Origin of the sequence: Yersinia sp. 2545 StPb PI (genome assembly GCF_052217125.1) — a bacterium.
Classification (GTDB): domain Bacteria; phylum Pseudomonadota; class Gammaproteobacteria; order Enterobacterales; family Enterobacteriaceae; genus Yersinia; species Yersinia enterocolitica_E.
Window position 1 is genome coordinate 4267565 of record NZ_JAZGPY010000001.1, and the last position, 12646, is coordinate 4280210.

The window sequence follows — 12646 nt, forward strand, 5'->3', positions numbered from 1 at the left end:
TATACCTATTCACTGTAAACATCTTGTTATTAATTTACTGTAAACTTCAAATTCACTGTAAACATTGGAGCCTATTTTGGTGCAAAATTTTGACAAAACTGCCGTCATTGATGCGGCGAATGCCTTACCCGGGCGAATCACACCAATGCCAGTCGCAACTCTCCATGTGGTGAATGGGCATTCCATGACACATATCCCTGACGGAATGGAGATCGCTATCTTCGCCATGGGTTGCTTCTGGGGGGTTGAGCGCCTGTTCTGGCAACTGCCTGGCGTCTACAGTACTGCCGCAGGTTATTGCGGTGGCTACACACCAAACCCAACCTATCATGAAGTTTGTAGTGGCCGCACAGCCCATGCAGAAGTGGTTCGTGTTGTCTTTGATCCGGCCATCATCAGCTATAAGCAACTATTGCAGATTTTCTGGGAAAATCACGATCCCGCCCAAGGAATGCGTCAAGGCGGAGATGTCGGAACACAATATCGTTCAGCCATTTACGTTTTGACACCTGAGCAGCAAGTGCAAGCTAACGAGAGCAAAGCCTTGTTCCAGCAAGCCATGGAGCAAGCGGCTGATCGCCGGTTGATTACCAGTGAAGTGGCGGTTGCACTACCGTTTTACTATGCCGAGGATGACCACCAGCAATATTTGCACAAAAATCCACATGGATATTGTAACCTTGGCGGTATTGGCGTGTGTATGCCGCCTGATTTGTAAGGTTGCCCACGCTCTTATCGCTGCGATTATCCCCAAATTGCGTAGAGTTGCAGGTTGGCAGCAAGGGAATGACAAATCGCTTGGAATGCGGTTTGAACAGCATTTATGCTAGCCCACAGGGGGATTTCAAGCATGGCCGGAGTAATGAACCTAGCTAACTCCGCTGCAACTTAAAGTAAGACGGGTTATACTATTCGGGCTGTTCACTCGGCCCGATGGCGGCTTTCTGCCGTTATCTTAAATTTAAACAGTATTTTTTAATTCAAACAAATGTATGGCCTTCCTTACGATCGCCGGCGCGATTGTCGGTACGACACGGACAGATTATGTTAAACAGTATTTTACTGATTCTTTTTTTAATTGCGGTGAGTGCCTTCTTCTCATTATCAGAGATTTCACTGGCAGCTTCGCGCAAAATTAAACTAAAACTTCTGGCAGATGAAGGCGATATCAACGCCTTGCGGGTACTTAAATTACAAGAGACTCCGGGGATTTTCTTCACTGTGGTCCAGATTGGCTTGAATGCCGTCGCCATTCTGGGGGGTATCGTCGGTGATGCTGCGTTTTCCCCCTCCTTTAAATTGGTGTTTGAACGCTTCATGTCACCAGAGCTTGCCGACCAGGTGAGTTTCATTTGCTCGTTTGTTCTGGTCACCAGTTTATTTATTCTTTTTGCCGACTTAACCCCGAAACGCATCGGTATGATTTCACCTGAAGCGGTTGCCGTTCGGATCGTCAACCCGATGCGCTTCTGTCTGATGATTTGTCGCCCACTAGTTTGGTTCTTCAATGGGATGGCGAATCTAATCTTCCGACTATTCAAGCTGCCAATGGTACGCAATGATGACATCACATCAGATGATATCTATGCCGTCGTGGAAGCAGGTGCATTAGCCGGGGTGTTACGTAAACAAGAGCATGAATTGATCGAAAACGTCTTTGAACTGGAGTCACGTACTGTTCCTTCGTCGATGACGTCACGTGAAAGTGTGATTTATTTTGATCTGCGGGAAAGCGAAGACAGCATAAAAGAGAAGATTTCGACCCACCCACACTCTAAATTCTTGGTATGTGATGGTCATATCGATCAAGTTGTGGGTTATGTCGACTCTAAAGACTTGCTGAACCGGGTATTAGGTAACCAGAGTCTGGTACTGAGCAGTGGCGTGCAAATTCGCTCAGCCCTGATTGTGCCAGACACATTGACACTCTCCGAGGCGCTGGAGAGCTTTAAAACCGCCGGTGAAGACTTTGCCGTTATCCTCAACGAATACGCCCTGGTGGTTGGTATCATTACCCTGAATGACGTGATGACCACGCTGATGGGGGATTTGGTCGGTCAGGGGCAGGAAGAGCAAATTGTTGCTCGTGATGAAAGTTCATGGCTGATTGAGGGCGGTACCCCGATTGAAGATGTAATGCGAGTGCTGCATATCGATGAGTTCCCGCAGTCTGGCAATTATGAAACCATCGGCGGCTTTATGATGTATATGCTGCGCAAAATTCCCAAACGCACGGATTTCGTCAAATATGCCGGCTACAAGTTTGAAGTAGTCGATATCGATAGCTACAAAATCGATCAGCTACTGGTGACTAAACTCAGTGACCTACCAGCCCCAATACTGCCAAAAGCCCCACACGAAAGCAGTGATGCCTAATGAAAGTTTAAATCAGTCATTATTTAAAACATTAGCGGCCCCACAATAGGGGCCGCAATTAATTCTGTTCAGACTAATGTCATACCCAAAGCAATTATGTAAGAAGGGTATCAGCCTGCAAACGCATCACCTGACGATTAACCTCTGACATCACCTCAAAGTGGCGTTTATCCCTAACTTTCGGGATTAAAATCTTACCTTTGTCAAACTCAAAAGCCCCCATATCTTTGATATATAACCTCCCTCGGAAAAGCGTTTTGACATACATCGCCACTTTAGCCGGATTGTAACGTTGGAAGATCCTCATTTTTTTACTTTCCTCCCATGACATCAATACGCTCCCTCTGGTGCCTTAGCGACCAAGATCACAGGTAACGTAATATAATTGCAGAGTAATAGACCTAGAGTATGGGCTTTAGTTCCGCCAAAACCAGTCATTGCTGCTGGATTTACACAAAATTACAGGGTCATATAGATAAAATGAGACTTAATTACAGAATAACCATCTAGTCAGTGTCAGAAATAAATACTGTAGAGAAACAGGACAGACCTCTGATCTGCACCTATTATTGGAAAACTGATGCCCAATAGGTTTCAAGATGCTGGCAAGCGGCAAACACAATCTGCCAACACAGCTGCAATTTGAAAGACTACGGGTAGACCTGCATGCAGGACTTAGTACCCGACATTACCCATAAGATCCCACAAGGACATGCCATGATAAAAAATAGCCTGCTGATACTGTCACTACTACTCACACCACTAATGGCCTGCGCTCACTCCCTACAAATCAACCAGCGGGTACCGCCGGTGGGTGTCAGCGATAAAGGCGAATTAAATTATGATAAAGCTACTGATCAGTTTAGCTACAAAAACTGGAATAGCTCGCAACTGCCCGGCAAAGTGCGGGTGATCCAACATATTGCTGGCCGCACCTCGGCAAAAGAGCTGAATGCCCCGTTAGTGGAAGCCATTAAGCACGCTAATCTGCCACACGAACATTACCAAACGACGACAATCGTCAATACTGATGACGCCATCATCGGCACGGCAGTGTTTGTGCGTAACAGCATTGAAAGTAATAAACGCGACTTTCCCTGGTCACAATTTGTGGTCGATAGCGACGGGAATGTCAAAAAGGCCTGGGGTTTAGCGGAAAAGGGCTCGGCGATTGTGGTATTGGACCCACAAGGGAATGTGAGATTTGCCAAAGATGGCACATTGACACCGGAGGAAGTACAGCAGGTGATCGATCAATTGCACCAACTGGTGAAACAGTAATCTCCCCTTAAGGTTTGAAGCTGCAGGGAATTCGCTGCGGGCACTCACCCGAATCATATGATTCGTTTGCGTGCCACCTCCCTGCAACGCCACACTCTTTGGCTATGTGGTTAGAATAAAGACACTCTAAAGCCGGGGTTCAGGAAAGATTCACGTGGGGTATAAGAGAGTGGTTTACCCTGCCAATCGTGAACCAGTGCTCCGGCAGCAATGGCTACTGCATGCCCGGCGGCAGTATCCCATACATTAGTAGGCCCAAAGCGCGGGTACAGTTGCGCCTTCCCTTCCGCCACCAGACAAAACTTGAGTGACGAACCGACTGATACAGTCTGGTGTTCACCTAATTGCGACAAATAATCTTCCAATTCAGCATCACTGTGAGAGCGACTGACTACCACTAACGGCGGTAGTGCAGCACGCACCTGAATCTGCATGCGCCTGCCACACTCCTCTTTCCACGCCTGGCCGTTTTCAGCGCTGTACATCACTTCAGTCACTGGGGTATATACCACGCCAAGCACCGGTACTCCTTGGTCAATCAACGCGATATTAACGGTAAACTCGCCATTCCGATGTAGAAACTCTTTAGTACCGTCCAGCGGATCAACCAGCCAGTAGCGCTGCCAGTGTTGACGTACCGCCCAAACCGGCGGATCTTCTTCAGATAACAGTGGGATATCGGGAGTCAGTGCCGCCAATCCGGCTTTGATAATCTGGTGAGCGGCAAGATCAGCCGCTGTCACTGGCGAATCATCTTTCTTATGGGCCACATCAAGGGGTTTATCCCCCTGATAGACCGCCATAATCGCCACGCCTGCCTCGCGGGCCAACTGGCAAATTTGCTCTAACATCATCCACCCCTTGGTATTATGAGTCATGCCGGATACTGATAATGGCTGTTTAAATCGATAGTGATTGTTTAGGCCAATAGTGATTGTTTAGACCAATAGTGGCTCGCGCTACTCGTTCGCCATATATACAGTTTAGAACGCAAACGTAAAAATTAATTATCTAAGCCCAATAGATTTCCAGATGAAGGCAACAAGTGCCACCAGCAGACCTGCAAGTTACAAGATAACGGGGATATGCCCTCAATCATCAGAGTTGCAGACTAATAAGATTCCTACCAAATAGCCATCAATGTCGGTAACTTCCAATAAAATCAGTGGGATTAACCTGCCACAACTGTGAACTTCTGCGCGTTATCCTAGGGCGTTTTCTGCCAAACTTCACACTTTGTTGTAGCAATTAATTAAAGTTACATATTCTTTTGCGATACATGTCGAATAGATTTTAATGGAGAAAGCCATGATCACGCGTCCGCTGACGTTATCTCTTCTTGCCAGCCTGATTGCTGTCGCGACTTCAATGTCTGTAGCAACTGCTGCTACCGTTGATTTGCGGGTATTGGAAACCACCGACCTGCACAGCAATATGATGGATTTTGATTACTACAAAGATAAACCTACCGAAAAGTTTGGTCTGGTGCGCACTGCAAGCCTGATCAGTGCTGCCCGCCAACAAGCAACCAACAGCGTACTGGTGGATAACGGTGACCTGATCCAAGGTAGCCCGCTTGGTGACTATATGGCAGCCAAGGGATTGAAAGCCGGAGAAATTCACCCAGTCTACAAAGCAATGAATACGCTGGATTATGCGGTGGGGAATATCGGTAACCATGAGTTTAACTACGGTCTGGATTATCTGAAAAAATCGCTGGCTGGCGCAAAATTCCCCTATGTGAATGCCAACGTGATTGATGTGAAAACCGGTAAGCCGCTGTTCCAGCCTTACCTGATTGTCGACACACCAGTGCAAGATCGTGAAGGTAAAACCCATAACTTGCGCATTGGTTATATTGGTTTTGTCCCGCCACAAGTGATGATATGGGATAAAGCAAATCTGAGCGGAAAAGTGACCGTTAACGACATCACCGAAACAGCCAAAAAATGGGTACCGGAAATGCGCAAGCAAGGTGCTGATTTGGTGGTGGCTATCCCGCACTCTGGGCTTTCCAGTGACCCTTATAAAACCATGGCGGAAAACTCAGTTTACTACCTCAGCCAGGTGCCGGGGATTGATGCCATCATGTTCGGCCACGCCCATGCCGTTTTCCCTAGTAAAGATTTTGCCGCCATCAAAGGTGCTGATATCGCTCAAGGCACCTTAAATGGTATTCCGGCTGTGATGCCGGGCCAGTGGGGTGATCACCTGGGGGTGGTTGATTTCGTCCTGAATAATGATAAAGGCCCATGGCAAGTTACTGGAGCCAAAGCTGAAGCGCGCCCGATCTACGATAAAACAGCACAAAAATCGCTGGCAATCGAAGATGCCAGTCTGGTGAAAGTGCTCGCAGCAGACCATCAGGGTACTCGTGACTTCGTCAGTCAACCGATCGGCAAAGCATCAGATAATATGTACAGCTATCTGGCACTCATCCAAGATGACCCGACAGTGCAGATTGTGAACAATGCTCAACGCGCCTATACCGAACACTTTATTCAAGGCGACCCCGATTTAGCCAATCTGCCGGTACTCTCTGCCGCCGCCCCCTTCAAAGCCGGCGGGCGTAAAAATGATCCCGCCAGTTTTGTTGAAGTGGAAAAAGGTGAACTGACCTTCCGTAATGCCGCCGATCTCTATCTGTATCCGAACACTCTGGTGGTAGTGAAAGCCAGTGGGGCGGAAGTTAAGCAATGGTTAGAGTGCTCTGCCGCGCAATTCAATCAAATTGATGTGACCAGCAGCAAGCCACAATCGTTGATTAACTGGGATGGTTTCCGTACTTATAATTTTGATGTTATCGATGGCGTGAAATATGAAATCGATGTCAGCCAACCTGCGCGCTATGACGGTGAATGCGCACTGATCAACGATAAAGCCGAACGGATTAAAAACCTGACATTTAATGGCAAACCTATCGATCCGAAAGCCACATTCCTGATTGCGACCAACAACTATCGGGCTTATAGCGGTAAATTTGCCGGTACGGGTGACAGCCATATTGCATTTGCTTCTCCTGATGAAAACCGGGCGGTACTGTCGGCTTATATCAGTGCTGAAACCAAGAAACACGGGCAAGTTACCCCACAGGCTGATAATAACTGGCGTCTGGCAACGATCGACAGTAAGCAGCCACTGGATATCCGCTTTGAAACGTCACCAAGTGCTAAAGCCGCTGAATTTATCAAACAAAAAGCGCAGTACCCGATGAAAGCACAAGGTACTGATGAAATTGGCTTTGCCGTTTATCAAATCGACTTACAGAACAATTAATCTCGGATAACAGCGCTTCAACGCGCTGTTACTTTTCACAAGTACCTCTTTGTGGTTATATCGCAATCTATAACATGTATTTATTATGCATGTTATAGACGTTTAACTATTCAATGAGGTGTCATTATGGATTACCGCAATCAGTCTCTCGGTGCCCTGGCTATCGCTATTCCACGAGCCACAAAATTATTCCGTCACCACCAGCTCGATTTCTGCTGTGGTGGTAAACAGACACTGCTACGCGCAGCCAATAAGCTGAACCTGGATATCGATGAGCTGGAAGCACAACTGAGTGCCTTGCAATCCGAGCCTCAGTCATCTGAAGATTGGCAACAGCAGTCGCTGGCTAATATCATCGATTTTATTATCAGCCGCTACCATAACCGCCATCGTGAGCAGTTACCGGAATTAATTCTGATGGCGGAAAAAGTTGAACGGGTACACGGCGAGAAACCAGCCTGTCCGCGTGGACTGGCGGTTGAACTTACTGCAATTTTAGAAGAGCTAACCCGGCATATGTACAAAGAGGAACAAATTCTGTTCCCAATGATAACCCGTGGTATGGGGTCTCAGGCTGGTGGGCCAATATTTGTGATGGAAGCGGAACACGATGCAGTTGGGCAGCAGCTAGAAGTGGTAAAACAGTTAACACAAAATGTCACCCCACCAGAAGGAGCCTGCAATACCTGGCGGGCACTCTACACCGGTATCAATGAATTCATAACTGATCTAATGGAACATATTCATCTGGAAAACAATTTGCTGTTCCCGCGCGCGCTAAAAGGCGAATAATCTCGCTATTGGTCATGGCCGGCATCAATAAATGCAAAAGGGCGACATCACGCCGCCCTTTCTGGTTTCACCGCATGCAGAAATTACAGAATTTCCAGCAGTTCCACTTCAAACATCAATGCGCTGAAAGGTGGAATAGTCGCACCCGCGCCACGCTCGCCATAAGCCAGGCCGTGCGGGATGTACAACTTCCACTTAGAACCTACTGGCATCATGGATAAGGCTTCAATCCAACCAGGAATAACACCACTGACCGGGAATTCTGCTGGCTGGCCACGTTCAACTGAGCTATCAAATACCGTACCGTCAACCAGACGGCCCGTATAGTGCACACGAACACGGTCCTGGCGGGATGGGATCGGGCCTTCGCCAGCCTGTAACACGGAGAACTGTAAGCCAGACTCAGTGGTGGTCACATCATCACGCTTGGCATTTTCTTCTAAGAAGGTTTTGCCTTCTTCTACCAACGCACTCTGGCGATCAACACGCACTTTATCAGCCTTTTCGTGCACTTCTTGTAGTGCGCGATGTATTACATCAACCGGGACGGTCGGTGCATTCCCTTCCATCGCGTCACGCAAACCTGCCAACAGTGCTTCTGGCAATAAACCTTCCAGCCCGGACTCTTGCAATTGCTGCCCGATTTGTAAACCAATTCCGTAGCTCGCTTGCGCTTCAACGCTATCAAAAGAAGGGGTCGTCATGGATTTTCCTTTAGTCACTCATCATATTGAAGCTGCCAGCATAACAGCAGCAGGGGAGCGCGGTAAAATCTTGCGTCGTGAATGATGACTTTTGTCGAAGAAAAAGAAACAATGACACCCCGCGCGTGGACCCCGTTGAATGGCTCAAGCCAGTGATTCGGGTAATTAAAAGCACCCAACAAACCGTAGTTTGGAAGGTAACGGGGATAAAGGTATATACTTAGAAGCCTATGGGGTTACCGCCCATATTTAATTTTATGTTGTTTTACGTTGTTGAAGAGAGGTTACCATGGGCAGAATCGCGCCCAGGAGAAGGAAGAATAATCGGGTTTATCAACCACTGCTGCACACCTGGCTGACGATTAGGCAGAAGATCATGCCGGATTCTAAAGCTGCCGATGAGCAAAACCTGATGTCTGAAATCAGTGCGCCTGAGCACACAGCCTCTGCGGAGAACGTTGTTACTACCGAAGATAGCGTTTCTGCAAACGTTAATGTGCCCCCTGAATCCGTGGCAACCGCCACAGCAGAAAAAGGGATCAAAGGTCTGCTGCTGAAAATCTGGCATTTGCCGGACAGTTTCGAATGGATGGAACCTTTGCCTCTGTTCCATCGCCGCTGGGTTATTGTCGCCACCGCTGTATTGCTGCTGGCACTGCTGTGGCCCGCATCGCGGGATAACACCAACCTTTCCTTCCCAGTGAGCGCGCCGTCCAGCAGCGCGCCACTACAAGCCCAATTACAGGGCAATCTTGATGCTCCGCCACCTCCAACGGTGGCGTCTCCCGAACCCGAACCACCGACTTTGACGCAGGGAAATTGGCAAAGTTATCAAATTCAATCAGGGAAAACACTGGCACAGTTATTCCGTGATAATAACCTGCCGGTCAATGAAGTTTTTGCGATGGCACAGGTTGAGGGTAGCGATAAGCCATTGAGTAATCTGAAAGCTGGGCAAGAAATCAAAATTATGTTGGACGCTCAAGGTGTAGTTGCCGCACTGGCCATTGAAACCACCAATAATACAGAAGTGCTGTTTACCCGGCAGAGCGATGGCAGTTATCGTCGCGACCGTTAATCGCCGTTATCCATAGCCACTTTTGTCCTGCCCGTTACCTTCTTTGATATTGTCACGTCGTCTCTTCCGAATTAGGTTGTTTTCTGGATGGTTAACGCCATCCACCATTGATAACCACATTCATATACCCAATAGATTTCAAGATGCAGCCAGGCGACAAGCGCATAGAACCCGATGAGCGTCCCCAAGAGTCATGACTATCGCCAACACACCAGCAGCCTGAAAGATAGCGGGGACAAATAAAGGGAGTGACTATGATATGAAATACAAATTACCTTTTTTAATGCTATTCACCTCGTTTGGTACCTTAGCTCAGTTGCATTGCCCGCCAGTGGATACAATTAAACAGATTGGTGGAGTTTACAATGCACCTGCGGCAGGTAATGAAGAATGGGTTGGCATATTACAAGGTACCCTTCCACCAAACAGTTCAGTTAAAAATTTTAGTGAAGCGCTGATCATCATTGATAGTGATAAAAACAATATCGTTGGACAGGGTGAGTTTCAAAAGTGTACCTATAACTTGCAGGCGCAAGGTAGGCAGATAGATATGTTCTACGGTAATAAAACTTGGTCAGTATCGGTCAATGGGCAACCACTCTGGGTGTACCAACAAAATCCTTTTCTAGAAATTTACCAGTGTTCAGGTGTTCCCGCCGAAGAGTGCAAGTTTGAAATTTTAGCGGCGGGTTAAGCTTTTAGTGTTGAGCCAAACATGCAGATGGCTATTTTCATCAACCACCAGATAGCAAAACGCCAGCACGAGGCTGGCGTTTTAGCAGGTTAACAGCAGCGTAACTTACGCTTCTGCAACCACGATCACGTTCAGTTTAGCGAACACGTCGCTGTGTACCTGGAAGTGAACTTCATGATCACCTGTGGTACGCAGAACGCCATTCGGCAAACGAACTTCGCTCTTGGTAACTTCAACGCCAGCCGCAGTTACTGCGTCAGCGATATCACGAGTACCGATAGAGCCGAACAGTTTGCCTTCATCGCCAGATTTAGACGCGATGGTGACACTGCCCAGTTCGTTAATTTTGGTTGCGCGAGCTTCAGCAGCAGCCAGAACGCCAGCCAATTTGGCTTCCAATTCTGCACGGCGTGCTTCAAAGAACTCTACGTTTTTCTTCGTTGCCGGAACAGCTTTACCTTGTGGAACCAGGAAGTTACGAGCATAGCCCGCTTTAACGTTCACTTGGTCACCCAGGCTGCCCAGGTTTGCTACTTTATCAAGCAGAATAACTTGCATTACCTTATCCTCTCAAAGTCGTTAATGGACAGTGGCCGATTACTGATGACGATCAGTGTACGGCAACAAAGACAGGTAGCGTGCGCGCTTGATACAACGGGCGAGCTGACGCTGGTATTTTGCGCGAGTACCGGTAATACGGCTCGGGACAATTTTACCACTTTCAGTGATATAGTTTTTCAGCGTAGCGATATCTTTATAATCAATCTCTACAACGCCTTCCGCGGTAAAACGGCAGAACTTGCGACGACGGAAATAACGTGCCATTTGGCTAGTCTCCAGAATCTATAAATTCAATCTGCTCGGCATGCAGAACCAATTTGTTCAGCCCATTGCGACCTTGATGGCAGCTAATGAAGCCTTCAACGGTTAACTGACTGCCGACCGTTATACTGTGAGTTAATGCTTGTGACTTTTGTCCGCTGACAATAACCGGCATTCTGCACCATGTTTGTCGGCTAAATCCGGCTTCCTGCTGTGTTGATCGGTGCTCAAGCACAAATTGACAATGCGGAATACCAGAAGGACTTACTTTTCGAACCGGCGTCTTGCACACTGTGCCAGAAAGTACCAGACGATTAGTGGTCACCACGGCAATTACTCTTCAGAATCCCCAGCTTCAGAATCATCATTGGCTTCTGATGCGAAGTCGTGACGCTCACGGCGTTCGTCTTTCGCTTTAACCATTGGTGATGCTTCAGTTACCGCGTGTTTAACGCGCATAACCATGCTACGGATAACGGCGTCGTTGAAGCGGAAGTTTGTTTCCAGCTCATCGATCGCTTCCTGCGGGGCTTCAACGTTCAGCAGAACGTAGTGAGCTTTATGCAGTTTATTGATCGGGTAAGCCAGTTGACGGCGGCCCCAGTCTTCCAGACGGTGAATGGTACCAGCAGCATTAGTGATAGTTGCACTATAGCGCTCGATCATGCCCGGAACCTGTTCGCTTTGGTCAGGATGGACCATAAAAACGATTTCGTAATGACGCATCGATTATTGCTCCTTACGGATTATTCAGCCTCCTGATAGGGTCAACCGCGGCCCATGGAGGCAAGGAACGTGTTTGTGTGCGGCTGAAAAATGACGCGTAACTATACTTGCGGGCGGTTTGAAACTCAAGGACTGACGGGGATTTATTCTTGTTCTGGCCCTTACTTCGCTAAAAAGGCATTTTTTGTTCATTAAATAACCAATGGATGTAGATCCATTAGTCTATTAAATCTTTCAATAAAATCATTGGCTCAGTGAAAATATCATTCATTTTTTTTGACCAAGTGAATCAATTACTACGTATTTTTAAATTAACAAAAGCGACTAGAATTATTTACATCCACCGCATATTAAGCGGTAGCGTTAATGGAAAGTTATTCAAAGTATATAAACATACCCTAAATAATTCGAGTTGCAGGAAGGCGGCAACTGAGCAAATCCTCAGGAGCTTACACCAGTAAGTGACTGGGGTGAACGAAGGCAGCCAACGCGCCTGCTACTTGAAGTATGACGGGTATAAAATATTGGAGTCACCTATGAGACATACACTCATCATCGCAGCCACAGTCAGTTTGCTCTTATCCGCCAACACGTTTGCCGCCACAGAAATCAGCCGCCAGGAAGCGATGCAGCAGCAGCGTGTCAGTATCGGCGAGATCTCTCTTAACCATAATGTGGTGTCACCGGATGACGCCGTGGCACAAATTAGCAAAATGGCTGATGAGCGCGGCGCTACGGCATACCACATTACTCAGATGCATGAGCCGGGTAGCAACAGCTCAATTCGGGTCAATGCTGAGATTTACCGTTAGACGCAGCAGTATAGATACAACACCGGTGAATACGACGACCAACAACCAAAAAAGCCCTTTGATATGCCCTTGCCCCCAGACCTTT

At 47.6% G+C, this 12646-nt stretch carries 15 protein-coding genes; 8 read left to right on the forward strand and 7 right to left on the reverse strand.

Features of this window, described 5'->3' with window-relative positions; all coding sequences use genetic code 11:
• Positions 1-79 precede the first annotated feature (79 nt).
• A complete protein-coding gene (gene msrA, locus V1955_RS19815) occupies positions 80-718 on the forward strand; it encodes a peptide-methionine (S)-S-oxide reductase MsrA (protein WP_102970485.1) in 639 nt (212 codons plus the stop codon).
• A 326-nt stretch (positions 719-1044) separates the two neighbouring features.
• Positions 1045-2376, forward strand: a complete 1332-nt coding sequence (locus V1955_RS19820; RefSeq protein WP_083160941.1) for a hemolysin family protein — start codon at positions 1045-1047, stop codon at positions 2374-2376.
• Between the two features lie 94 nt (positions 2377-2470).
• Here the strand turns inward: V1955_RS19820 and V1955_RS19825 are convergent, their stop codons facing one another.
• A complete protein-coding gene (locus V1955_RS19825; RefSeq protein WP_032906682.1) occupies positions 2471-2683 on the reverse strand; it encodes a DUF1107 domain-containing protein in 213 nt (70 codons plus the stop codon).
• 410 nt (positions 2684-3093) lie between these two features.
• Between V1955_RS19825 and V1955_RS19830 the strand changes: the two genes are divergently transcribed.
• Complete coding sequence (locus tag V1955_RS19830) at positions 3094-3657, forward strand: YtfJ family protein (RefSeq protein ID WP_442821464.1); 564 nt, start codon at positions 3094-3096, stop codon at positions 3655-3657.
• A gap of 110 nt (positions 3658-3767) precedes the next feature.
• Here the strand turns inward: V1955_RS19830 and cysQ are convergent, their stop codons facing one another.
• A complete protein-coding gene (cysQ, locus tag V1955_RS19835) occupies positions 3768-4508 on the reverse strand; it encodes a 3'(2'),5'-bisphosphate nucleotidase CysQ (RefSeq protein WP_193784743.1) in 741 nt (246 codons plus the stop codon).
• Between the two features lie 445 nt (positions 4509-4953).
• Here cysQ and V1955_RS19840 point away from each other — a divergent pair, with 445 nt between their 5' ends.
• Together V1955_RS19840 and ytfE are read left to right on the forward strand one after the other, a co-directional pair.
• Entirely contained in the window at positions 4954-6933 is a 1980-nt protein-coding gene (locus V1955_RS19840) for a bifunctional 2',3'-cyclic-nucleotide 2'-phosphodiesterase/3'-nucleotidase (RefSeq protein ID WP_442821315.1), read from the forward strand.
• Positions 6934-7059: 126 nt separating this feature from the next.
• Positions 7060-7725 carry an iron-sulfur cluster repair protein YtfE gene (gene ytfE, locus V1955_RS19845; RefSeq protein WP_442821316.1) on the forward strand — a complete coding sequence of 222 codons (666 nt, stop codon included), beginning with the start codon at positions 7060-7062 and terminating at the stop codon, positions 7723-7725.
• Between the two features lie 83 nt (positions 7726-7808).
• Here the strand turns inward: ytfE and V1955_RS19850 are convergent, their stop codons facing one another.
• Entirely contained in the window at positions 7809-8429 is a 621-nt protein-coding gene (locus V1955_RS19850; protein WP_083160951.1) for a peptidylprolyl isomerase, read from the reverse strand.
• A gap of 289 nt (positions 8430-8718) precedes the next feature.
• Here V1955_RS19850 and V1955_RS19855 point away from each other — a divergent pair, with 289 nt between their 5' ends.
• Together V1955_RS19855 and V1955_RS19860 are read left to right on the forward strand one after the other, a co-directional pair.
• Complete coding sequence (locus V1955_RS19855) at positions 8719-9507, forward strand: LysM-like peptidoglycan-binding domain-containing protein (protein ID WP_372568578.1); 789 nt, start codon at positions 8719-8721, stop codon at positions 9505-9507.
• A 259-nt stretch (positions 9508-9766) separates the two neighbouring features.
• Entirely contained in the window at positions 9767-10201 is a 435-nt protein-coding gene (locus V1955_RS19860) for a DUF3757 domain-containing protein (RefSeq protein ID WP_442821317.1), read from the forward strand.
• 105 nt (positions 10202-10306) lie between these two features.
• On the opposite strand, the gene rplI is transcribed toward V1955_RS19860, so the two are convergent.
• Genes rplI through rpsF form a run of 4 tightly spaced genes read right to left on the reverse strand, consistent with a single transcriptional unit; the run spans position 10307 to position 11749 of the window.
• Complete coding sequence (rplI, locus tag V1955_RS19865; protein ID WP_005186343.1) at positions 10307-10759, reverse strand: 50S ribosomal protein L9; 453 nt, start codon at positions 10757-10759, stop codon at positions 10307-10309.
• A 39-nt stretch (positions 10760-10798) separates the two neighbouring features.
• Positions 10799-11026 (reverse strand): 30S ribosomal protein S18, encoded by a 228-nt coding sequence (gene rpsR / locus V1955_RS19870; RefSeq protein WP_002210155.1) that lies wholly within the window; start codon positions 11024-11026, stop codon positions 10799-10801.
• A gap of 4 nt (positions 11027-11030) precedes the next feature.
• Positions 11031-11351 (reverse strand): primosomal replication protein N, encoded by a 321-nt coding sequence (gene priB / locus V1955_RS19875; protein WP_049613473.1) that lies wholly within the window; start codon positions 11349-11351, stop codon positions 11031-11033.
• A 5-nt stretch (positions 11352-11356) separates the two neighbouring features.
• Positions 11357-11749, reverse strand: coding sequence for a 30S ribosomal protein S6 (rpsF, locus tag V1955_RS19880; RefSeq protein WP_002210153.1), 393 nt, complete (start codon positions 11747-11749; stop codon positions 11357-11359).
• 536 nt (positions 11750-12285) lie between these two features.
• On the opposite strand from rpsF, the gene V1955_RS19885 reads away from it, so the two are divergent.
• Positions 12286-12561 (forward strand): DUF1471 domain-containing protein, encoded by a 276-nt coding sequence (locus V1955_RS19885; RefSeq protein ID WP_083160957.1) that lies wholly within the window; start codon positions 12286-12288, stop codon positions 12559-12561.
• Positions 12562-12646 lie beyond the last annotated feature (85 nt).

Excerpts from the sequence above, each read along its gene's own strand:
- V1955_RS19830 (WP_442821464.1), top strand. The coding sequence starts at position 3,094 with ATGATAAAAAATAGCCTGCTGATACTGTCACTACTACTCACACCACTA.
- V1955_RS19850 (WP_083160951.1), bottom strand. The coding sequence starts at position 8,429 with ATGACGACCCCTTCTTTTGATAGCGTTGAAGCGCAAGCGAGCTACGGA.
- V1955_RS19840 (WP_442821315.1), top strand. The coding sequence starts at position 4,954 with ATGGAGAAAGCCATGATCACGCGTCCGCTGACGTTATCTCTTCTTGCC.
- V1955_RS19820 (WP_083160941.1), top strand. The coding sequence starts at position 1,045 with ATGTTAAACAGTATTTTACTGATTCTTTTTTTAATTGCGGTGAGTGCC.
- V1955_RS19885 (WP_083160957.1), top strand. The coding sequence starts at position 12,286 with ATGAGACATACACTCATCATCGCAGCCACAGTCAGTTTGCTCTTATCC.
- V1955_RS19825 (WP_032906682.1), bottom strand. The coding sequence starts at position 2,683 with ATGAGGATCTTCCAACGTTACAATCCGGCTAAAGTGGCGATGTATGTC.
- V1955_RS19860 (WP_442821317.1), top strand. The coding sequence starts at position 9,767 with ATGAAATACAAATTACCTTTTTTAATGCTATTCACCTCGTTTGGTACC.
- rpsF (WP_002210153.1), bottom strand. The coding sequence starts at position 11,749 with ATGCGTCATTACGAAATCGTTTTTATGGTCCATCCTGACCAAAGCGAA.
- rplI (WP_005186343.1), bottom strand. The coding sequence starts at position 10,759 with ATGCAAGTTATTCTGCTTGATAAAGTAGCAAACCTGGGCAGCCTGGGT.
- cysQ (WP_193784743.1), bottom strand. The coding sequence starts at position 4,508 with ATGTTAGAGCAAATTTGCCAGTTGGCCCGCGAGGCAGGCGTGGCGATT.
- V1955_RS19855 (WP_372568578.1), top strand. The coding sequence starts at position 8,719 with ATGGGCAGAATCGCGCCCAGGAGAAGGAAGAATAATCGGGTTTATCAA.
- rpsR (WP_002210155.1), bottom strand. The coding sequence starts at position 11,026 with ATGGCACGTTATTTCCGTCGTCGCAAGTTCTGCCGTTTTACCGCGGAA.
- ytfE (WP_442821316.1), top strand. The coding sequence starts at position 7,060 with ATGGATTACCGCAATCAGTCTCTCGGTGCCCTGGCTATCGCTATTCCA.